Below are 22310 nucleotides of genomic sequence, written 5' to 3'. Positions count from 1 at the left end.
CACCAATCATCTACGAATCCCTAGGGTAACAGTACTGAGAAGACGCCTCCGCCAGGATCTGCACGATTTGCCAACTCAACACGGCCACGAACTCCGTCATGCTGATGTAGATCCAGCACAGTCTGGGTAAAAAAGAGTCCTAAGCCGGTATTATTGGTGATAAAGCCCGACTCAGGATTCATGAATCCGCTTTGTTGTGCCAGCATATTACTGGGAAATCCCTCGCCATTGTCCTCGACCCCAATAGTCAAACCATGGGGCGACGCATCCGCAGTCAGTCGAATTCTATCACCGGTATAACGCAAGGCATTGCTGATCGCATTCCCCATAACACCCATCATCAGATTTCTGTCGAAATACCAATACAGGTCGTGGTCACACTCGATATCGTACTCGATCCCCTTTTGCCTCATTATGACAGCATGCTCCAGCAGTGCCTCGTCAAGAAAATCCTTGACTGAATGGGCATCCACATTCAACAGATACACCCCCTCCTCGACCTTGAACAGGGTCAACAACTTAACCAGATTGTTATTGATCCTGCGCACCTCATATTCCATATCAGCGCATTGTCGAATTTCGGCACACCCTGCCATCTCACTGCTCTCTGAAATCGTACCGATGAATTTGAGTAATATTCCCAGTGAGTTTTTTATGTCATGGGACACCATTGCAAAAGCCGATTTTAGATCGACCCCATCCCTGTCACTCTTAATTCTGTCCACCAAGACCCTCCTCAACTGAAACCGGTGTAATCTTATTCAACATATCAAGAAAGCGGCCCGCATCTGTATCCTGGTGATCCCTTTCAAGCAATCGGTTAAGCGAGAATCGGCACCTGAAATGGTAACCTGGATCAATACCGTTAACACGCATGTAATTGATCATTGCACCCGCCGCCATCAACATCAGCGTTCTATTCCTTGGATAACGCTCAATGGTGTCGTTCAGCAAAGTAATCGCCTGCTTCAGTCTGTCTGAACGTAGCAGTTCGGTACACTTTATATGTATCTGCTGCAATTCAGTCCTGGCTATAGAAACCAACTCTTCAATAGCATGATCCCTGCCATGCTGCAGCATCAGTTGTCGGACACGGTCTATCCAGCGTTCATCATCATGGTGATTGCCGAGCAGTACTTTTAACAGCTCCTGCGCCTCATCGGATTTTGACAATTGAAACAGGTCATCGGCAGCATCCAGTAAATGATGGGCTGTAACATCCCTTTTATGCTCATCAACCAGGCGTACTATCTCATCAAGATAGATTTCAAGACCTTTCATCACGCCCTGATGATGTTGCGCCAGCGCCTGGCCGCATAGCATTTGGATACGGTCTGCAGGCTGATGACTGAAGCGTTTACGCCCTTCACTGAGCAACTTTACCATCTTCGGTCTGCGGCCAGTGTTTTGGTAGATATTCGCCAAGCACCTATATTCCTGAGCACTGGCAAAACACGAATTTCTTCCCCAGCGTACGGCAGCCTGATAGGCCCTCTCGGCCCTGACGGCATCGCCGTTGCACTCCGCCAGCTGTCCAAGCTTCCTTTGCCTGACAACCGCTTTGGGGGATAAATCAACCGCCTCTTGCAACAGCTGTTGCGCCTCTTCGGTATCCCCTCTCTTCTCCAACAGCCGTACCAGCCAATCATAGACCTCGAGGTAGAGATGGTTTTGTTCAATCAGCGCTCTGAATTCCTCCTCCGCCTGGTGATGATTGTCTTTCAGAAAATCGATCTTGCTCAATCCGAAACGAGCCCAGGGAAAATCACGAATCGCCAAAATCTCTTGATAGATCTTTTCGGCTTCGTCAACACGCTTGATATCCAAGCACAGCTCTGCCTGAAGCTTAGCCAGATAGAGTCGCTGTTTGAGATCCTTACCGCAGCGGTCCCGACATAGATCTATGGCACACAATTTGTCATCACGAATAAGTGCATCATCAATCGCCTTCAATTGACGTTTTCTGTTTAAGGCCACTGTCAAACGATGATGCAACACCTCCCGGTTAATCGGTTTCACCATATAGTCATCAGGCTGATGCTCCAATGCGCTCATCACCATCGGCATATTGCTTTCTGCCGTGATCATGAAAAAGGTGGCCGCATGACCCAGGTACCCGAGATACCTCGCCTCTTCAAGAACCTGCTGCCCGTCTTTTCCATCACCCAGGTTATAGTCACATATCACTACGTCATAACTGTTGTTTGCCAGCAGCTTCAGAGCCTTTTCACCCGAAGCACAGGTTGTAACATCGGTTGCGCCATAACTGGTAAGCATCCCCTTAAAGGAGACCCGCATCTGGTCAAAATCGTCGATTATCAGGTAGTTGAGGTTTTGCCGCAGTTCTTCCATGAGAATATATCTATCCCTTGGTTAAGCATGAGAGGCTCTAGGAAAAGCGCCTCGGTACATAATTCTCATATCGCGTAAACCTGTACGCGCTTAAACGAAATTGTAAACTCTCTTGATTTAGATCAATTAGATTACGAATAAGATGACTATTTCTATTACCAATACTCCTCAACACTAAACACCAAAATACCTTTACCAATAAGCAGATCATAACATCGGCCCTGTTTAAGGAATTAACTTAACAGATCACTCAAGCTGTTAAATGGACAAACGCTATATCCATCATGTTAAAGAGTATTTGATCAACCAATGGATATATTGGATTGCAATACCCTCGAACCTGTAGATCCGCTCAAGTTCGCTAATAAGAGAAAAAAATGTCGGTAGCTAAAAAGAATACAATTCGTGACGCCTTCACTCACTCTCAATTACCGGATACAAACAAAATTCCTACGCGGCAGAAGAGTTCTTCTTCATCTTCGATCAATGAAGAGGAGGAGAGAAAAAGACTATCGCGAGAGTTGCATGACGGCTTGGGGCAGCTTTTGACTACGATAGGATTGCAGGTAAAACAATGCCTGAATCATTACGACAGCAATTCATTCCCCAGCCTGTCACCACATGACCACAAAGCCTCGTTACAACAGATTTCAACGATGGTGAAAGAAGCGATTGGTGAAGTCAGGTCCATATGCAGCGCCATTCGACCCTCCATCCTCGATGACCTCGGTGTCCTGGCGGCCATCTCCTGGCAATGCAGGCAGATCTCTCAGGCCTCCCCATCTTTAAAGATTGTGACCGATTACAGGATTGAAGAGGACCAGATACCCGTTGCTTACAGAACAGCAATCTACCGCATCGTACAGGAATCATTAAACAATGCCCTGAAATACTCCCGTGCAAGCCGAATCGGAGTCACACTCTCCCTGCAAGATGAATCGGTCCACTTGAGTGTCATTGACAATGGCATAGGATTCGACATTGCCTCTATCCACAAAGGGCTTGGCCTGGGATTAATGAGCATGCGCGAAAGGGTGGAATCGGTGAACGGCAAACTGGAAATCGCTACCGCCGTCAATTCGGGAGTCGAAATTCAGGCGTATTTTCCACTTCGAACAATGACACTCTGCGACATTTGATCAAAATCCCCAGACTTTCATCATCTCCCCGCGTTAAGCGCGGAATGTCATAAACCCTTGCCCAGGCGGGTTTTATTTCATCGACAAGACGCGCTAAATTGTTAACTTTGATGTCACCCTGGGACTCACAACACGGCAAGGTGTATCGTATATCAATGAATTGATGCGGAGCGACCCAAGGCTTTGCTCACAGGCTCTCGAGAATTTCACTTCGGTTATAACCGGCATCAGCGTTATTTCATGGTTTCAGGGTACTATTATACAGTCGCTACAGCCTCAGTTCGTTTACTGTGCATATCGGAAACCACCTGAGTAATGACAGCTACAAATGGGATGATGAATAATGGCTAACATAGATGCGATTAAATTGCTTGGCAGCATACTCAACAGCGGTGTCTTGTCCCGCGGTTCCGGCTCCAACATATTGGGTTCGGTTATCGGATCCATGATGGGAGGCGGCCAAACCTCGACTGGTGGTGGACTCGGCAATATCCTGGGCAGCGTTCTGGGTGGCGGGGGTGCTCAAACGGGAACAGGTGGTCTCGGAGACCTGCTGGGCGGTGGCAGCAGGACACGATCCAGCCAGCCTGGCGGCGGTGATCTCACCGATCTGCTTGGCGGTCTGCTTGGCGGTGGCGCCGGAGGCGCGGGATTGGGAGGTTTGCTGGGTGCCGCCATGTCCCAATTCGGCGGACAGCAGGGCGCCCAGCCTGTGACCCACTTCAAGTCCAGCGATCATCTGCCCCAGGGTATGGATTATCAGCAGGCGACGGATCAGGCGGCCCTGATGATTCGCGCCATGATCAATGCCGCCAAGGCCGACGGCAAGGTCGACAAGGAAGAACAGCAGAAGATTCTCGGTAAGCTCGGTGAGGTTACCCAGGACGAGATCGAGTTCGTTCGCAATGAACTTGCACAGCCGTTGGATCTGGAGGGATTCGTTCGCTCCATACCGCAAGGGTTGGAGCAACAAGTCTATGCCATATCGCTGATGGCCATAGATCTAGACAGTCAGGCGGAAGCTCAATATCTGCACAGTCTTGCCCAGGCGATCCGAATCTCGCCTCAGGTCAGCAATCAAATCCATGAACAGTTTGGCGCACCATCCATCTATAGAACCTGAAAGCAATTTCGTACGCGAAAGCTCGTACGGCTCGTATGGTTCAGGGTGCGGCAGAGCCGCACCCCACCCGGATACTTGAATATGGATCAGTTCTTTGACTTATCCACGATCTTTTTAATCCAAGGCATCATGGCCCTTAGACGCTCACCCACCTGCTCGATGGGGTGAGCCTCATTGAGTCGGCGGTAGGCGGTCATCGAAGGATAACCAAGGGCGCCCTCAGAAACGAATTGCTTGGCATACTCGCCGCTTTGAATGTCGCGCAGAGCCTCCCGCATCGCTTTGCGGCTCTCATCGTTGATCACTCTGGGGCCGGTCACATACTCACCATACTCTGCGTTATTGGAGATGGAGTAGTTCATGTTGGCGATGCCTCCCTCATACATCAGATCGACGATCAATTTCAATTCATGCAGACATTCGAAATAGGCCATCTCGGGTGCGTAACCCGCTTCTGTAAGTGTTTCGAAACCGGCTTTGACCAGTTCCACGGCACCACCGCACAGCACCGCCTGTTCACCAAACAGATCGGTCTCGGTTTCATCCTTAAAGGTGGTTTCAATGATTCCGGTTCGACCACCGCCGATGGCGGAGGCATAAGACAGGGCAGTATCCATGGCCGTGCCTGTGGCATCCTGATAGATAGCAACCAGATCGGGTATGCCACCACCCTTTTGATATTCACTGCGTACGGTGTGGCCGGGCGCCTTGGGCGCGATCATAATTACGTCAAGATCCTCCCGCGGCACGATCTGGTTATAGTGGATCGCAAAACCATGGGCAAAGGCGAGCGCCGCAGACTCCTTGATATTGGGCTCGATCTGTTCGCGATAGAGCCTGGCCTGGAACTCGTCAGGGGCCAGGATCATGACCACATCGGCGGTCTGCACCGCCTCTTCGATCGACTTCACCGTCAGTCCTGCGTTCTGTGCCTTGATGGCCGAAGGAGAGCCCTCACGCAGACCGACGACGACGTTCACACCCGAGTCCTGCAGATTGTTGGCATGGGCGTGACCCTGTGAGCCGTAGCCGATAATGGAGACCGTCTTTCCCTTGATGATGCTCAGGTCGCAGTCTTTGTCATAATAAACGTTGATAGCCATGTTGTTTCCTTCGGAAAATGTAGTGTTTTATATTCTGGTCTTACGCCGCAAATGAACGTCATACACGGTGCGGCTTGCCGCACCGCATCTGGAAAGTCGCAGATGACAAACTATCCTCAGAGCCCCAGCCCCTTCGGTCCGCGGCCGATGCCCGAGGGACCGGTGCGCACCACCTCGATGATCAGATCTTCGTCCACCGCTTCGATAAAGGCATTCAGTTTGCTCGCCGCACCCGTCAGCTCGACGGTGTAACTGGTGTCGGTGACATCGATGATCTTGCCGCGGAATATATCCACCAGGCGCTTGATCTCCTCACGCTGGGTACGTTCCGCCCGCAGCTTGATCATCATCATCTCACGTTCGATATGGCTGCCTTCGGTGAGATCGACAAGCTTTACCGTGTCGATCAGCTTATTCAACTGCTTGGTGATCTGTTCAATGATCTCGTCACTACCGCTGGTTACCAGGGTCATGCGGGAGAGACTCAGATCCTCGGTGGGCGCCACCGTCAACGATTCGATGTTGTAGCCGCGCGCTGAGAACAGATTTGCCACCCGTGCCAGTGCGCCGGACTCATTCTCCAATAGAATAGATATGATATGTCTCATCAGACCAACTCACTCCCGGGTGACAGATACATCTCATGATGCCCCTTGCCTGCCGCAATCATCGGATAGACATTCTCCGAGGGATCGACCACCACATCCAGGAAGACCAGCCGGTCCTTGAGAGAGAAGGCCTCCTTCATCGCTCCCTCCAGATCCTTCGTTTTATCAACACGCATGCCCACGTGACCGTAGGACTCGGTCAATTTGACGAAATCCGGTGTCACGCTCATGCCGGACTGGGAGTAGCGGCTCTCGTAGAAAAACTCCTGCCACTGCCGCACCATGCCCATATATCCGTTATTCAGCAAAATTATCTTTATCGGCAGCTCGTATTGAAGGCAGGTCGCCAACTCCTGGATACACATCTGGATACTCGATTCGCCGGTGACCACCGCCACCTCGGCCTTCGGAAAGGCCATCTGAACCCCCATCGCCGCGGGCAGGCCGAAACCCATGGTGCCGAGCCCTCCCGAGTTGATCCAACGTCGCGGCTTGTCGAAACGATAGAATTGCGCTGCGAACATCTGGTGCTGACCCACATCGGAAGTCACATAGGCGTCTCCCTTGGTGACCTTGTGCAGTATCTCGACCGCATGCTGCGGCTTTATCTGCTCGCTCTTCTGGTCATACTTCAGACAATCCATAGAGCGCCATTTTTCGATCTGCTCCCACCACTGTTTCAAGGCTTGCTTCCCGGGTTGCACATCACCTTCGTCGACCACCTTCAGCATGTCCCGAAGCACCTGTTTGACCGGACCCACGATGGGTACGTCGACACGGACGTTCTTGGAGATCGATGAAGGATCGATATCGATATGGATGATGGTTGCATCCGGGCAAAACTGTTTTACATGGCCGGTGACCCGGTCATCGAAACGGGCGCCGACAGCGATCAGCACGTCGGTCTCGTGCATCGCCATATTCGCTTCGTAGGTGCCATGCATGCCGAGCATACCGAGGAAGTTCCTGCCACTACCCGGATAGGCCCCCAATCCCATCAGGGTCTGGGTGATCGGAAACCCCAGCTTGTCCACGAGGTCGGTCAGCGGTTTGGCGGCATCGTCCAACACCACCCCGCCACCGGTATAGAAGACCGGGCGCTCGGCCTCCATCATGATCTTGACCGCTTTCTTGATCTGCCCAAGATGGCCTTTGATCACCGGATTGTAGGAGCGCATCTTGACCTTGTTGGGATATTTATAGGGAATCTTGATCCCAGGATCCGTCACATCCTTGGGTATATCGACCACGACCGGCCCGGGACGGCCGCTGGTGGCGATGTAGAAGGCCTTCTTGATGGTCTCGGCCAGATCTTCCAGCCGCTTGACCAGAAAGTTGTGCTTCACGCAGGGGCGTGTAATGCCAACCGTATCGACTTCCTGAAACGCATCACTGCCGATCACCGGCGTCGGGACCTGGCCGGTAAGAATTACCATCGGGATTGAGTCCATGAAGGCCGTGGCAATGCCAGTCACCGCATTGGTTGCCCCCGGGCCGGAGGTCACCAGAACGACGCCCGGTTTGCCGGTGGCGCGCGCATAGCCGTCGGCCGCGTGTCCCGCCGCCTGTTCGTGGCGCACCAGGATATGTTTCACATCCTTCTGTTTGAAAATAGCGTCGTAGATATGCAGTACAGCACCGCCCGGATAACCGAACACATGCTCCACACCCTCATCTTTCAAACATTGAACGATGATCTCGCCACCGCTGAGTTCCACCTTGAGGCCTCCAATTGCGCCGATTGTCTTTTCGGACACTAAACTTATAGAAACAGTGCAAAATACTAATACTACCTTTATAGGTCAAGCGGATATCCCCTCTCATTTTGTACTTTCAGCTTCTCTCATTACTTGCCATTCGGGTAACATGCTCCATAATGATCCTGATCAATGATGTATGACACAGGGATCCAATCCGTGAAACAGACACTTTTACTCGCGCTATTACTTCCATTTTTAACCGTCGCTTCCGCTGAAACCTATCGCTGGGTCAACGAAGAGGGCGTGGTAACCTACTCACAATCACCACCACCGGACGTCAAAGCTGAAACCGTGAAGATAAGGACTACACCCGCGGGCAGTGGCTTCGATTCAAAAAAGCAACTTGAAGAACTGCGGCAAAGACTGGCAGACAGTGCCGAAGACAGGGCACTGAAAAAGGCGCAGAAGAAAGAGCAGGCTGAAATCAAAGCTGAAAACAGGAAAAACTGTAATACTGCCCGAAAGAATCTGGAGCAGCTCACGGCCTTGGGGAACCGTCTGTACAAGACTGAGGATGGCTATGTCCGCCTGACCGAGGAGGATCGCCAAAAGAAGATGCAGCAGGCGAGGGAACAGATCAAAGAGCACTGCAAAAGGTAACCATAGATGCCGCTGCTCAAGATCACCACAAATCAGCCTATCGACCAGGACAGGCTGGACCAGTTGCTTAAGCATGCCTCTGAATCAGTGGCAGCCGTCCTTGGTAAACCCGAGCGGTATGTCATGGTCAGCATCGAACACAACCCTCAAATGCTGTTTGCGGGCAGCCGTGACGCGCTGGCCTATCTGGAGCTGAAAAGCATTGGCCTTCCGGATGATCAGACACGGCAGATATCCAACGCCTTATGTCAGCTGATGGAGCGGCAACTGTCCATATCTCCCGACAGGGTTTACATAGAGTTCAGCGCCGCTGAACGCCATCAATGGGGCTGGAACTCCTCGACCTTCTAAGGACCGTCGGCGGTTCGATTTATTCGCCCACATACACACTCAAATACCTCTCCGGCCGTGACCCGCCACCCGAAGCGGGATAGAATCACGCCTTTTCACTACCAGGCCGAGCCAGACCCATGCGTACTTCAAACTTCCCTCTACACACCGTCAAGGAGACACCCGCCGATGCCGAGACCGCAAGCCATAAGTTGATGTTGCGTGCCGGTTTGATCCGCAAGTTGGCGGCCGGTCTCTACACCTGGCTCCCCCTGGGCCTGAGGGTACTGCGCAGGGTGGAGAACATCGTGCGCGAGGAGATGGACCGGGCCGGTGCCCTGGAAGTGCTGATGCCGACAGTGCAGCCCGCCGAACTATGGCAGGAATCGGGCCGCTGGGAGCAGTACGGCCCTGAGCTGCTGCGCCTGCACGACCGCCACCAGCGGGAGTTTTGCTACGGCCCCACACACGAGGAGATCATCACAGAGCTGGCGCGAAACGAGCTGCGCAGTTACAAACAACTGCCGGTCAACTTCTACCAGATCCAGACCAAATTCCGGGATGAGATACGCCCCCGCTTCGGCGTCATGCGCGCCCGCGAGTTCCTCATGAAGGACGCCTACTCCTTCCACCTTAACCAGGACTCCCTGCAGCAGACCTACGAGGTGATGCACCAAACCTACTCCCGCATCTTCAGCCGTTGCGGCCTCGATTTCCGCCCGGTGGCGGCTGATACCGGCAGCATCGGCGGCAGCGGCTCTCATGAGTTCCACGTGCTGGCCGAATCGGGCGAGGACGCCATCGCCTTCTCCACCATCAGCGACTACGCCGCCAACGTGGAGCTGGCCGAGGCGGTTGCACCGGTGGGGGAGCGTCCGGCACCCGGTATGGAGATGACCCTGGTCGACACCCCGGACGCCAAGACCATCCAGGAGCTGGTGGCACAGTTCGACCAGCCCATCGAGAAGACAGTCAAGACCCTGGTAGTAAAAGCATCGGAGGAGATGGATACCGAACTGGTGGCCCTGCTGGTGCGTGGCGACCACGACCTGAACGAGATCAAGGCGGACAAGCTGACCCAGGCGGCCTCCCCATTGCAGTTCGCCGAGGAGGCGGAAATCCGCGCCGCCATCGGTGCCGGCCCCGGCTCCCTCGGTCCGGTCAAGCTGCCGATTCCCTATATCGTCGACCGCACGGTGGCCAAGATGGCCGACTTCAGCGCCGGCGCCAATCAGGACGGCAAACACTACTTCGGTATCAACTGGGGCCGCGACCTGCCGGAGCCGACGGAGATTGCCGATCTTCGCAACGTGCGGGAGGGCGATCCCAGCCCCGACGGTCAGGGCATACTCACTATCGCCCGTGGCATCGAGGTGGGCCACATCTTTCAGCTCGGTAAGAAGTACAGCGACGCCATGAATGCCACCGTTCTCGACGAGAATGGCAAGGCGGTGGTAATGACCATGGGCTGCTACGGCATCGGCGTCACCCGTGTGGTGGCAGCCGCCATTGAACAGCACCACGACGACAAGGGTATCGCATGGCCTACCGCCCTGGCCCCCTTCCAGGTCGCCCTCTGCCCCATGAAGATGGATAAATCCCAGCGGGTGCGGGAGACAGTGGAGAAGCTGTACGCCGATCTGCAGGCCGCCGGCATCCAGGTACTGCTCGACGACCGCAGCGTGCGCCCCGGTTTCATGTTCGCCGACATGGAGTTGATCGGCATCCCCCACCGCATCGTGGTAGGTGAAAAATCCCTCGACGGAGGCAAGGTGGAGTACCGGGGACGCCAGGAGAGTGAGAACAGCTTTATTCCCCTCGAGGAGATTGTCGGATTCATCCTTGATCGATGAGATATAAATCAACCCACGAATGGACACCGATCACCGCAAACAAACAACAAAAGCCAAAGTACGTGAAAAAAATTGTTTAGCGTGCGGTTTATAGATCAATAGGATTGGCACTTAACTTCGGTTAGAGGTCTGGATCCTTTGATATGCGTTGCCAGCTATCCATTGAAGGTTTTTCAGAACAGGCGGAGACTCAGTGAACCTGAACATGGGATAACATTTGCGTTCATTGGCGGTGATCGGCGTCCCTTAGCGGTTTTGCGGAGTAATAACTATAGGACTACCGCAAAGAACAGGGACGGGGATTTGACAGCTTACCGCTGAAGCGGGGAAACTATGCCGCTTTTATACCCGCACCGGGCGATTTCACAGAGAGGCAGAACCAAGATGACCAGACAAAACGCTTACAACCGCGATGAGCTGTTGAGTTGCGGCCATGGTGATATGTTTGGTCCAGGCAATGCTCAGCTGCCGACACCCAATATGTTGATGATGGACCGTATCATCAAAATCACGGATGACGGCGGGGAATTCAACAAGGGCGAGATCCTGGCCGAACTCGATATCCAACCCGATCTGTGGTTCTTCGATTGCCATTTTCCCGGTGATCCGGTGATGCCGGGCTGCCTCGGACTCGATGCCATGTGGCAGATGGTGGGCTTCTTTCTCGCCTGGATTGGTAATCCGGGACACGGTCGGGCGCTCGGCGTCGGTGAAGTGAAGTTTACCGGCCAGGTGTTGCCCACTGCCAGGCAGGTTACCTACCACATCAACATCAAGCGGGTGATAGCCCGTAAGCTGGTTTTGGGTGTGGCCGACGGGGTGATGAAGGTCGATGGCCGTGAGATCTATTCCGCGAAGGACCTGCGTGTCGGTCTCTTCACCTCCACCGACAATTTCTGATCCTTCCGGCCGATGGCCATGTTGCAGGGATTGACCGGTCTGTTCCTCATCCCCCTGCTGGCCTGGTTGATCAGTGAAAACAGACAGGCCTTCCACTGGCGCGTGCCGGTTGCCGGACTGATCCTTCAGCTGATTCTCGCACTGCTGTTGCTGAAACTCTCCCTGTTCCAGGCACTGTTTATCCAACTCAATCAGATATTGCTGTCACTGCAGCAGGCGACAGAAGCGGGTACCGGCTTCGTGTTCGGTTATCTGGGTGGCGCCGAATCCCCTTTTCTGGCGAGCGATGGCGGTAGCAGCTTCGTTCTCGCTTTTCGCGCCCTCCCGCTGGTGTTGGTGATCAGCGCCCTCTCAGCCCTGCTCTTCTACTGGCGGATACTTCCGCTGGTAGTGAGATTCTTCTCATGGCTGCTGCAGAAGAGCCTGGGTATCAGAGGCGCCCTGGGCCTGGGCGCGGCAGCCAATGTGTTTGTCGGCATGGTGGAATCGCCCCTGTTGATCCGCCCCTACCTGAGCAAACTCACACGTAGCGAACTCTTCAGCCTGATGACCCTCGGTATGGCAACCATCGCCGGCACCGTGCTGGTACTCTACGCCAGCCTCCTCGAGGGCGTTATAGACAATCCCGTCGGGCATCTGCTGACCGCCTCGTTGATCTCCGCACCCGCAGCCGTCATGATCTCCCGGCTGATGGTGCCCGAAACCCAGCCCGGCACGGCTGGTGAGCTGCTCGATTTGCAGCCGTTCAGCAGCGGTATGGAGGCGATCACCAATGGAACCATCGAGGGATTGAAACTGCTGGCCAACATTGTCGCCTTGCTGATTGTCTTGGTCGCTCTGGTCAGCCTTCTCAACCAGATGCTTGAGTTGCTGCCGGATATCGCAGGGGAGCCACTGAGCCTGCAACGCCTCCTGGGCTGGCTGATGGCCCCGTTGGCATGGCTCATGGGCATCCCCTGGTCGGAGGCGATCACCGCCGGTTCACTGCTGGGTACCAAGACGGTCCTCAATGAACTCTTGGCCTATATTGATCTTATCCGCTTACCGGCGGACGCCTTGAGTGAGCGCAGCCGCCTGATTCTCATCTACGCCCTTTGCGGATTCGCCAATTTCGGCAGCTTGGGTATCATGCTCGGTGGACTGGGATCGATGGTACCGGAACGTCGCAGCGAGATTGTTGCTTTGGGCATCAAGTCGATTGTCGCCGGCACACTGGCTACCCTGCTCACCGGTACGGTGGTCGGTCTGATATGGTGAATGAAAGAAGTTCTGATTCTTCAGGGCTTGTGTATGCTTGCAACAACCGAGTGAAATAACCCGGAACTTATTTGATGAAAAGCCTTTGGAATGACGTCGAAGCAGCAGCCTGCGAGAGTGAACTGGATCTACGCGTCTACAGCTCCCGCCTGCTCGGTGCAGATCCATCGCTGGTGTTGCATGGGGGCGGCAACACATCGGTAAAAATCAGCGAACCAAACCTGTTCGGTGAGCAGCAGGAGGTCCTCTACGTCAAGGGCAGTGGCTGGGACTTGGCAACAATCGAACGTGAAGGTTTCACCCCCGTCCGCATGGACCATCTGCTGCGACTGGCTCAGCTCGAGTCACTCAGTGACAGCGAAATGATCAACCAGTTGAAAACCCAGCAAACCCTGGCCGCCGCGCCAACGGCGTCGGTAGAGGCGATCCTGCATGCGGTTCTCCCCTTCAAATATGTGGATCATACCCATGCAGATGCCATCGTAACACTGACAAACACGCCGCAAGGGGAGCGGATCATTCGTGAACTCTACGGCGACCGGGTGGTGGTCATTCCCTATGTGATGCCGGGTTTTGATCTGGCGAAATCTGTGGCGACACTGTTTCCGTGCAATGCCCATCAGGATACCATCGGCATGGTGTTGATGAACCATGGCCTGTTTACCTTTGGCGACACTGCGCAACTGTGCTATGAACGCATGATCCAGCTGGTTGACGAAGCCGAGCGCCATATACAGCAATCCGGGGCCTGGGAACTCCCTCAGCAATGCACAGAACATGAAATTAAGCCTCAGCTGCTGGCGGACCTGCGCAAGGAGATCTCCGATGTTGCAGGCTTTCCGGTTATCCTGCAGAGTCATCGGGAGCATGCTGAGCTTGCATTCTGCCAACGCCAAGACCTTGCAAAAATCTCCCAGCGCGGACCGGCCACACCCGATCATGTCATTCGCACCAAACAGCTGCCCATGCTGGGCCGTGATGTCATCGAATACGTCGCAGACTATCAACGCTACTTTGAACATCACGCCCCTTCCTCCAGAACCCCTGTGGAGATGCTGGATCCGGCCCCCAGAGTCATACTCGATCCGGAACTCGGCATGCTCTGTGTCGGCAAAAACAGCCGTGATGCAGGCATCGTGGCCGATATCTACCGGCACACCATGGCAATCATCCAGCGGGCCGAGCTGCTGGGCGGCTGGCAGGCCCTACAGACTCAGGCCATCTTCGATGTGGAGTACTGGGAACTCGAGCAGGCAAAACTGCTTAAAAACAGTCAGTCTCCCCCTTTCCAGGGGGAGGTGGCTTTAATCACCGGTGCTGCCTCGGGAATCGGCAGGGCCTGCGTCGATTCGATGCTGCAACGTGGCGCCGCAGTCGTCGGATTGGATAAAACACCGGATATCGTCGATCAACAAACACATGCGGATTTCCTTGGGCTGCACTGTGATATCAGCGACATCGACAGCGTAAAAGCGGCTCTGGAACAGGCAGTAATGCGTTTTGGGGGTGTCGATATGCTGGTTCTGAACGCCGGTATCTTCCCAGGTGGCTGCCCTGTATCGGAACTGGAGGATGACCAGTGGCGTCAGGTCATGGGCATCAATCTGGATGCAAACCTGAGCCTGCTGCGGACCTGCCATCCCTATCTGAAACGTGCACCCCACGGCGGCAGGATCGTCGTCATCGGATCGAAAAACGTACCCGCACCTGGCCAGGGAGCAGCCGCCTATTCCGCATCCAAGGCCGCGCTGACACAGTTGGCAAGGGTGGTTGCACTGGAGTGGGCGAGTGATGCCATTCGCATCAATACACTCCATCCCGATGCCGTTTTCGACACCGGCATCTGGACAGAAGAGGTCCTGGCCGCCAGGGCAAGTCACTATGGAATCAGCATCGCCGACTATAAAAAACGCAATCTGATGAAGTGTGAAATCAGCAGTAAAGATGTGGCAGAACTGGCATCGGAGCTTTGTGATCAGCGATTCAGCAAGACCACTGGCGCACAGATACCGGTGGATGGCGGCAATGACCGGGTGATTTAGACGCCAGCTATCGCACGCTGGCACCAGGCATAGAGCCTTGACCGCCGGAGAGATAAAGAGGGAGTATCAGCAGTCAGCCGACAGCCAGCTGGGCAGGTTCCGATACCAGATTCACTCCATGCAACTGGCAGGTGCGAATCGATTCCCAAAGCAGGTTTACCGCCTGGGGGCGAGGAAAGCTTTTCCGCCAGGCCAGACCAATACGGCGCTGAGGCGACTTCACCGCCAGATGCCTGGTGGTAAGCAGGTCCCAGCGCAGATATTCGGTTCCAATCGCCGTATCGGGTAGTACTGTGATGCCGATTCCGCTGGCCACCATATAGCGAATCGTTTCCAATGAGCCCCCCTCCAGATTCTCCTGCTGGTTGGCATCACCGTTGCCTTTATTCACACAGCCCGGACAGATCTGCTTAACCTGCTCGCGAAAACAGTGGCCTTCACCGAGCAGTAGAACATTCTCCTCCTGAAGCTGCTGTATGGTGATTGTTTCAAACTCGGTCAGCGGATGCTTCATGGGTAACAGTACGGAAAAGGATTCATCATAGAGTGGGCGGGTAACAATCCCTGGTTCGTCATAGGGGAATGAGATAAGGATCACATCCAAATCCCCCTGCTTCAACTGTTCTGTCAGTACGGCAGTGTAATTTTCCCGGATCACCAGGGGCATATCACTTGCCAGTTGTTTAAGTTGCGGTACCAAATGAGGAAACAGATAGGGCCCTACCGTGTAAATGGCTCCCACCCGCAGAGGACCCACCAGCTGGTCCACACTCTGGCTGGCGAGTTGGCGTATCATGCCGGCCTCCTCCAACACCCGCTGAGCCTGGGTTACGATGCGTTCACCCGCCGCTGTCAGACTCACCTCCCCCTGACCACGTTCAAAAAGCCCAACACCCAGCTCCTCCTCCAGTTTTTTCACTGCCACACTGAGGGTCGGCTGGCTAACGTAACAGGCCTCTGCAGCATGTCCAAAGTGGCGTTTCTGCGCCACTGCCACGATGTATCGGAGTTCGTTAAGTGTCATAACCTATAGTGTAGCCGCTAAGATAGAAAAAACTAATTGGCTTAAAAAATGTTAACCCCTCAACAGAAATCGAAGGAGAATATGGAATAATCCCTAAGCATAGGGCAAAGAAGTAAAAAAGTGGTTTTTGCTTTAGCAAATCCTGTTCTAATATTATGGCAATATGACAAGGGTCCTGATGGGGCGTGGAGAGATAAATTGCTCGTCAGACTAAAAAACAGAAAAGCGAACCGTTCTATGGGCAGCAGTCCTGACAATCAGCCGCCAAATTTCAAGCAGCTCCCCGCTGAGAGTCTCAACCTGCTGCAACTGACGGACAGTCACCTCTATGCCGACCCTTCGCGCTGCCTTTTGGGAATCAATACCTTAGAAACATTTGACCATGTGCTTGCCCAGGCACTGCAGGAAACCGGCAATCCGGATTTCATTCTGGCCACTGGCGATCTGGTGCATGATGCCTCTGACTCAGGCTATAAACGGCTGCTGGGCAGATTACAGCTGACCGAAATCCCCACATACTGCCTGCCCGGGAACCATGATATACCGGGCAAGATGAAACAGATCCTGAATCAGGACAATGTACACTGTATTCCGAGTGTGCAGGCGAAAGGCTGGTCCTTGATATTCCTCGATTCGACCATAGCCAATAGTGACAGCGGCCGTATCGATGAGAATCAACTGGAACTACTGGGAGTGCTGTTGCGGGCCCATGCCGACAAACACACCATGATCTGCCTGCATCACCATCCGGTTCCTGTCGGCAGTCGCTGGATGGATACCATGGTGCTGGAGAACCCGGACGCCTTCTTCAAATTGATTGATGCCAATCCGCAGGTCCAGGCGGTCCTCTGCGGACATATCCATCAGGCATTCGACACCGAATACCGAGGTGTACGCCTGATGGGTTCACCCTCGACCTGCGTGCAGTTCATTCCCAGGGTCGACGATTTCGCCATCGACGCCATTCCGCCAGGCTACAGATGGATGAGCCTGCAACCCGACGGCACTATCCGGACGGGCCTCAACTCACTGCCGAAAATCCCATCGGGACTCGATCTCGCTTCCATGGGGTATTGATCAGCGGCCAGCGGAAGTATAAACAGTTCAGTCCAAGACAACTTCTACGGATGTTGTTACCCGCATGCTGTTCTTGCCGTGCTCGATTCGCAGCGCAAGGATCTCTACACCAAACTCCTGGACAACACGGCGTAGCGTCGCTCCATAGTCCGGGTCGATTTCGTCGGCAGGCTTAAAGTAGTCGCCCTCAGGGCGATTCAGCGCGTAGACCATGATCCCCCTGTATCCTTGCCGACAGGCCTCGGCAAGCTGCATCAGGTGTTTGCGGCCTCGTAGTGTCACTGCATCGGGGAAACTCAATGCGGTTCCCTGCCACAGGGTCACGTTCTTAACCTCCACCCAGGCGTTGGCGCGGTCACCCTCGGCAAGGTAGAGATCGAACCTCGATTTCTCATCCTTATGCCTGAATACGACTTCTCGACGTACGGAACGGTAACCGCACAGATCATCCACCCGCCCCTCCCTGATCGCCTCCTCGATGACCGGGTTGGTGCGACCGGTATGTACACCAACCCAGCCTTGCCCCATATCCACTCTCTCCAGTGTCCACGCCAGCTTCCGTTTTGGATTGTCGCTGTGACTGATCTGCACCGACGCACCGGGTTGCCAGCAACCGAGCATACTGCCGGTATTCGGGCAGTGTGCGGTCACGACCTTGCCTTCAGGCAATTCTATATCCGCGAGAAACCGCTTATAGCGCCTGAGGATTCTTCCATTGGTAAGCGGTGGTAGTTGCATAGTGATCGTGTATTATTTCATTATTACGATTTTATGGCAGTTGATAACGTATATGCTTCTTCCAATACACACATATTACATAACTAAAATTCGTAGTTTCAGAACTAACGAATCAAACGACCTATGCAGCGAGGGAGCTGAAAATGAAATCAAAGATATGGCTGTTAATCAGCGGCACATTATTGATCTCCACCCATCTTCAGGCAGACGATTCCGACTATAGCAACAGGCAATATAACGTGAACCCGGGAAATATGATGGGTGGCATGTTCAACCCGATGCGTAATTTCTTTGGCGGTTCAAACCGATATTCTGATGACTACTACAACTACAGGCATACCCCACCCCCGGGCTATCACCCGGGCTACGGCTACCCCGGTGCGGCTTACGGTTATCCGCCCGTATACCCGGGCTATCAGCCACAACCGCACGCCGGCAGCCATCCTGCAAACACTCCAACGCAGCAAACTCCGACAGCTGCAGTCGATGTGAAGCCCCCTCAAGCTCCACCCGTGTCAGGCTATGGATCCACAGTTTCGGATCAACCTGTCCATGGCGAGGGATTCCGTTTCCGCCCCTTGAACAGCGGTGAGCGGTCAACGGATAGTGCAGAGATACCCGCAACTGTAACCCCGCAATCCCCTGCACCCTTAGGCTATCCAGCCGCTCGGCAACCGGCCGGTCAGACCGCCGGCACTCAAGGCGTGCAAACCATGCAACAGAGTTATAAACCAAGCCCGGAGGCGCAATATGGCACACAGGAGAGTCAAATGAAATTCAGGCCCCTGGATAAGCCGGGATTTTCGGAATAGCATTCCTGGGCCAGTAAACAGGCCCTAGGTTCACCACGACTCAGGCGATGGTGAAGCTTTGGTAATCACGATAATCGATTGCCTCGCAGGAGACACCGGTCACTCTGGCATCCGCCGGACCTTTGCTTAGCCAGGACTGTAGGGCCTCGATCGCCTCTACGCTACCGCATGCCACAACCTCCACACGACCGTCGTGGAGATTTTTGGCATAGCCTTTGATACCCAATTGCCGGGCTTCATGCCGAGTTGTCGCCCGGTAGAAGACGCCTTGCACCCGTCCCGCCACATGACAGCGGACACAGATCTTCGCACTACCATTGTCAGCCCTTTCACTCATCACTCAGCCTCACAACCGCCTTCTCACCGGCACGAATCACCCTATCTGAGGCAGGGGAAAACACTACCTCCAGCAGATACTTTGAACCATTGGCATCCCGCGCTATCGGATGCATACCCAGCCTGTGGATCGTCCCTTCCAACCATTGCCCATGTATGCCCACCTGTACGCCCATACCCTGCTTCAAACCATTCACTGTATGCTCATCGAGCTCGGCAAGCGCCTTCATTCGGCTGTTGTCAAACAGTGTCATCAGAGGCATGGCCGAATACCGATTGATTACCGCTTGACCGGGTTGCACGTGAATAGACTCTACAACGCCATCAAAAGGCGCGGTTATCCGACTGTACTCCCGTTGCAAGCGGATCTTGACCAATTTGGCTTCCGCTTCACGATAGGCGGCATCTGAACTGGCCGCGGCAATTTCAGCCTGCTTCCGCTCATGATCCGACAGCAGGGTTCGATCGTATAGTTCCAATGCCCGGTCCAACTCTCGTTTTGCCTCTTCATTCTGCTGAGATGCTGCTTCAAGGCGTGATGCCGCAGCGGCGAGCCTTGATTGATACCTACGCTGATCGAGTTCCAGAAGCACCTCCCCACGCTTCACGGAGGCACCCACGTCCACATTCACACGGCCCACCATACCGCTGACCAGGGTAGTCAGCTCTGTCCTGTTATTCCAGTCGATGACCGCCTCCAGGTCCCGTGCCATCAACTGGCCGCTGAATAACAGACATATCAATATGATTCCGGCCGTCATATAAGCCGTGTTCAGGACTTTAAGCATACCCTTCATCATCCTTATCTCCCCATTCACTCACTCTTATTTTCAGGCGACATCAAAAGATCGCCTGTAAGCGCTTTGATACGGGCATGGGTCAAATGGATCTGATAATCATTTCTTGCCCGCTGCAGTTGTATATCGGCAATCTGGGACATGGAATCACCCAAATCGGCCGCCATATCCAGTTCATACAGGGTGCGGCTACGATCCAGGGAGAGATCGCGAAAATCTTCTGTCACCCGCAATCCCTGGCGTTCAACCTTCAACCTCTGCAGCTCCATCCAGAAGTCCAAGAGTTGTTGCCGCAAAACGAGTTCATAAGCTGCCAGTTCGGCCTGTTTCCTATCTGCATGCGCCCGCTGTACCGCAATATCCGATGCAACCCGATCACCTTGATAGAGCGGTAGTTCGATCACCAGGGCCGCAGTCAAAGGATTGCGTCCCCCCAGCCTACGTTGGTATGCAGCCGCCTCCAATTCGGCGCGCAATACCGGGTTGTCTTCCGCCTCACTGGCCTGGAGCTGTTTCTTCGCCGCCCGCAGCTCGGCTTGTAGGGCCCTGATTTTCGGATTCTCCCGCAACGCCTTTTCAACCAGTGTCTCTATCTCAGGCAGTTCCCCCAATGAGCCAAACTGCGGAGACTCCAATTCGGCCGGCAGATCCAGCGGCCGATTCAAGCTGATCGCCAGCTGCGAGCGAGTGATGCGTTGCCTGTTCTGACTTGCCGTCATCTTGCGTAGCGACTGCTGATAGGTGGATTCGAGCTCCAACATGTCAATATCGGATACCTTTCCCAACTCATTTTTCGTACGCGCCCTGTCGAAGCGTATGTAGTCGATGGCGAGTGCTTCGTTATCTCTGGCAAACTCCAGGTCAGCCAGCAGGACATCGAAAAATCTTGCCATTACATCCAGTCTGCGCTGCTGTCTGACCTGGAGTAATTGCCATTGCCGGGACGTCAATCCAGCCTCGGCCGCCTCTTGCGCGTGACTGGTGCGACCGAAGTCATAGAGCAGTTTGCTCAGATTGAGTCGGGCCAGGCTGTCGTTTCTGGAATCGTCTGCTGCAATGTCAGACGGATCGATGACTCGCAACTCCGCAGTCAATGCGAGATGGGCATCGTCATCTGCGGCAACCTGTTCAGCGAAAGCCCGGGCTTGTGCAAGATCGGCTTCTATCAAGCTTCGTTCGGGATGTGCGTGATCGGCCAGTTCCAAGGCGTATTGCAGGGTCAGCGGTGAGGGTAGAGGTTCCAATGCATGAGCAAGTTGGCCTAGCAACAAAGATGGCATGAGCAGCAGTGATTTCACCATTCGCATAGGTGGCGAAGGAATTTTCCCACTCATCAGCATGCAATAAAACATTACCTATCTAACTTTGCGGAGCGTTCTTCTCTTTTCACGCTTGTAACGCGAAAAATTGGTCGTCTTGTAGTGATCATTGACGACGAACTCTCCCAACCACATAAACTCCTGGGCATCATTCGTAGCCCCGGTAAACCGGGCGATCATCTTCCCTTCCAGATCGAAAAAACCAAATACCGGGGTTGCCCTGACTCTGAATTGCTTGAATGCAAAATCCTTCTCCTTCATGGTGTTGCCGCGAAAGTCAGCGATCTCAACATCTCCTTCGATGTCTACCGTATAGATGAGAAAATGTTGTTTGAAATAGTCCTGAACCTGGACCTGATTGAGCACCCGGGTCTTCATTCGGTGGCAGAACGGGCACTCGTCCATCTCAAACATGATGAGCACCCCCTTTTTGCCCTCATCCCTCGCCATCTCCAGTTCGTCACTGAAATTACCTAACGACTGGTCGAAAAAATAGTCTCCCGGATCCCGTGTTGCGGCGGCAATATCACCGAAGGGAAGCAGCAGTAAGGCAATTGAAATGAGATACCGTGACATCTGTTTTCTCCTTACTCGCGCATGGTATCGATAAAACTCTCGATATCTTCCATGGTCAGTGGTCCCACCTGACGGGCGACCAGTTCACCTTCAGGACTGACCAGAAAGGAAGTGGGCAGACCCGGCACCCTTCCCAGCTCTGTCCGTGCCGCCGGCTCAGCCATGAGAATGGGATAGCTGAGAAACTGTTCATCGACGAAGGCCTTCAATCGTGGCTTTTCGATACGTTCCATGGCTACACCCAGGACGACCGCATCCTTATCCTTATGATTATTATGAAAAACTTCCAGTTCAGGCAGTTCCTCACGGCAGGGAGGACACCAGGTCGCCCAATAATTCACCAATACCCATTTACCCCTGTAGTCAGAGAGGCGATAACTTTTACCATCCAATCCCTGCAATTCGAAATCCACCGTTTCCGCCGTTGCTGTGATCGATAAAAGCGATAACGCAAAGATACCCAGCGCACGCAGCGACGGACTCATCAGGGACATATTACTCTCCATATTTGTATCAATGACCGGCCTGCCGGGCTCGAATACAACACACAGGACCCGGTAATTT

General features: G+C 53.9%; 22 protein-coding genes. 10 read left to right on the top strand and 12 right to left on the bottom strand.

Features of this window, described 5'->3' with window-relative positions; translation table 11 throughout:
• Window positions 1-20: 20 nt before the first annotated feature.
• Window positions 21-725, bottom strand: coding sequence for a sensor histidine kinase (locus AB8516_RS16700; RefSeq protein ID WP_369162368.1), 705 nt, complete (start codon window positions 723-725; stop codon window positions 21-23).
• Window positions 712-2352 (bottom strand): response regulator, encoded by a 1641-nt coding sequence (locus AB8516_RS16695; RefSeq protein ID WP_369162366.1) that lies wholly within the window; start codon window positions 2350-2352, stop codon window positions 712-714. Before AB8516_RS16695 ends, AB8516_RS16700 begins: the two co-directional genes overlap by 14 nt.
• A 377-nt stretch (window positions 2353-2729) precedes the next feature.
• On the opposite strand from AB8516_RS16695, the gene AB8516_RS16690 reads away from it, so the two are divergent.
• Both AB8516_RS16690 and AB8516_RS16685 read left to right on the top strand, forming a co-directional pair.
• A complete protein-coding gene (locus tag AB8516_RS16690; RefSeq protein ID WP_369162364.1) occupies window positions 2730-3491 on the top strand; it encodes a sensor histidine kinase in 762 nt (253 codons plus the stop codon).
• A 343-nt stretch (window positions 3492-3834) separates the two neighbouring features.
• Window positions 3835-4614: a tellurite resistance TerB family protein gene (locus tag AB8516_RS16685; RefSeq protein WP_369162362.1), complete on the top strand. Its 780-nt coding sequence runs from the start codon at window positions 3835-3837 to the stop codon at window positions 4612-4614.
• A gap of 86 nt (window positions 4615-4700) precedes the next feature.
• Here the strand turns inward: AB8516_RS16685 and ilvC are convergent, their stop codons facing one another.
• The 3 genes from ilvC to AB8516_RS16670 form a co-directional block, all read right to left on the bottom strand.
• The gene (gene ilvC / locus AB8516_RS16680; RefSeq protein ID WP_369163318.1) at window positions 4701-5711 is read right to left on the bottom strand and encodes a ketol-acid reductoisomerase; all 1011 of its coding nucleotides are present in this window, start codon (window positions 5709-5711) and stop codon (window positions 4701-4703) included.
• 122 nt (window positions 5712-5833) lie between these two features.
• Window positions 5834-6325: an acetolactate synthase small subunit gene (ilvN, locus tag AB8516_RS16675; RefSeq protein WP_108289103.1), complete on the bottom strand. Its 492-nt coding sequence runs from the start codon at window positions 6323-6325 to the stop codon at window positions 5834-5836.
• Window positions 6325-8043 (bottom strand): acetolactate synthase 3 large subunit, encoded by a 1719-nt coding sequence (locus AB8516_RS16670; RefSeq protein ID WP_369163316.1) that lies wholly within the window; start codon window positions 8041-8043, stop codon window positions 6325-6327. The genes ilvN and AB8516_RS16670 overlap by 1 nt, the downstream gene beginning before the upstream one ends.
• A 198-nt stretch (window positions 8044-8241) precedes the next feature.
• Here AB8516_RS16670 and AB8516_RS16665 point away from each other — a divergent pair, with 198 nt between their 5' ends.
• From AB8516_RS16665 to AB8516_RS16640, 6 genes are all read left to right on the top strand, one after another.
• On the top strand, window positions 8242-8685 hold the full coding sequence (locus tag AB8516_RS16665; RefSeq protein ID WP_369162359.1) for a DUF4124 domain-containing protein: 444 nt from the start codon (window positions 8242-8244) through the stop codon (window positions 8683-8685).
• Window positions 8686-8691: 6 nt separating this feature from the next.
• Entirely contained in the window at window positions 8692-9036 is a 345-nt protein-coding gene (locus tag AB8516_RS16660; RefSeq protein WP_369162357.1) for a phenylpyruvate tautomerase MIF-related protein, read from the top strand.
• A gap of 119 nt (window positions 9037-9155) precedes the next feature.
• Window positions 9156-10868 carry a proline--tRNA ligase gene (locus AB8516_RS16655; protein WP_108289108.1) on the top strand — a complete coding sequence of 571 codons (1713 nt, stop codon included), beginning with the start codon at window positions 9156-9158 and terminating at the stop codon, window positions 10866-10868.
• A 384-nt stretch (window positions 10869-11252) separates the two neighbouring features.
• Entirely contained in the window at window positions 11253-11768 is a 516-nt protein-coding gene (gene fabA / locus AB8516_RS16650) for a 3-hydroxyacyl-[acyl-carrier-protein] dehydratase FabA (protein ID WP_369162354.1), read from the top strand.
• A gap of 12 nt (window positions 11769-11780) precedes the next feature.
• Window positions 11781-13025 (top strand): NupC/NupG family nucleoside CNT transporter, encoded by a 1245-nt coding sequence (locus AB8516_RS16645; protein WP_369162352.1) that lies wholly within the window; start codon window positions 11781-11783, stop codon window positions 13023-13025.
• 74 nt (window positions 13026-13099) lie between these two features.
• Entirely contained in the window at window positions 13100-15067 is a 1968-nt protein-coding gene (locus AB8516_RS16640) for a bifunctional aldolase/short-chain dehydrogenase (protein ID WP_369162350.1), read from the top strand.
• 73 nt (window positions 15068-15140) lie between these two features.
• On the opposite strand, the gene AB8516_RS16635 is transcribed toward AB8516_RS16640, so the two are convergent.
• Window positions 15141-16091 carry a hydrogen peroxide-inducible genes activator gene (locus tag AB8516_RS16635; protein ID WP_108289112.1) on the bottom strand — a complete coding sequence of 317 codons (951 nt, stop codon included), beginning with the start codon at window positions 16089-16091 and terminating at the stop codon, window positions 15141-15143.
• A 198-nt stretch (window positions 16092-16289) separates the two neighbouring features.
• On the opposite strand from AB8516_RS16635, the gene cpdA reads away from it, so the two are divergent.
• Window positions 16290-17168, top strand: coding sequence for a 3',5'-cyclic-AMP phosphodiesterase (gene cpdA, locus AB8516_RS16630; RefSeq protein WP_369162348.1), 879 nt, complete (start codon window positions 16290-16292; stop codon window positions 17166-17168).
• Window positions 17169-17195: 27 nt separating this feature from the next.
• Here the strand turns inward: cpdA and sfsA are convergent, their stop codons facing one another.
• Complete coding sequence (gene sfsA, locus AB8516_RS16625) at window positions 17196-17906, bottom strand: DNA/RNA nuclease SfsA (protein ID WP_369162346.1); 711 nt, start codon at window positions 17904-17906, stop codon at window positions 17196-17198.
• A gap of 143 nt (window positions 17907-18049) precedes the next feature.
• Between sfsA and AB8516_RS16620 the strand changes: the two genes are divergently transcribed.
• Window positions 18050-18718: a hypothetical protein gene (locus AB8516_RS16620; RefSeq protein ID WP_369162344.1), complete on the top strand. Its 669-nt coding sequence runs from the start codon at window positions 18050-18052 to the stop codon at window positions 18716-18718.
• Window positions 18719-18758: 40 nt separating this feature from the next.
• Here the strand turns inward: AB8516_RS16620 and AB8516_RS16615 are convergent, their stop codons facing one another.
• From AB8516_RS16615 to AB8516_RS16595, 5 genes are read right to left on the bottom strand one after another with little or no spacing between them, the layout of a single operon-like run.
• Window positions 18759-19055 carry an acylphosphatase gene (locus AB8516_RS16615; RefSeq protein WP_369162342.1) on the bottom strand — a complete coding sequence of 99 codons (297 nt, stop codon included), beginning with the start codon at window positions 19053-19055 and terminating at the stop codon, window positions 18759-18761.
• Window positions 19048-19854, bottom strand: a complete 807-nt coding sequence (locus tag AB8516_RS16610) for an efflux RND transporter periplasmic adaptor subunit (protein WP_369162340.1) — start codon at window positions 19852-19854, stop codon at window positions 19048-19050. Before AB8516_RS16610 ends, AB8516_RS16615 begins: the two co-directional genes overlap by 8 nt.
• Window positions 19855-19868: 14 nt before the next feature.
• Window positions 19869-21185, bottom strand: a complete 1317-nt coding sequence (locus tag AB8516_RS16605; RefSeq protein ID WP_369162338.1) for a TolC family protein — start codon at window positions 21183-21185, stop codon at window positions 19869-19871.
• 21 nt (window positions 21186-21206) lie between these two features.
• Window positions 21207-21746, bottom strand: a complete 540-nt coding sequence (locus AB8516_RS16600) for a thioredoxin family protein (RefSeq protein WP_369162336.1) — start codon at window positions 21744-21746, stop codon at window positions 21207-21209.
• Between the two features lie 11 nt (window positions 21747-21757).
• Window positions 21758-22240 (bottom strand): TlpA disulfide reductase family protein, encoded by a 483-nt coding sequence (locus AB8516_RS16595; RefSeq protein WP_369162334.1) that lies wholly within the window; start codon window positions 22238-22240, stop codon window positions 21758-21760.
• Between the last annotated feature and the right edge of the window lie 70 nt (window positions 22241-22310).

The organism is Candidatus Thiodiazotropha sp. LNASS1, from assembly GCF_964212655.1.
Lineage (GTDB): Bacteria > Pseudomonadota > Gammaproteobacteria > Chromatiales > Chromatiaceae > Thiodiazotropha.
The sequence above is the reverse complement of the archived record's forward strand: the minus strand, read 5'-3'. Positions and strand labels throughout refer to the sequence as shown.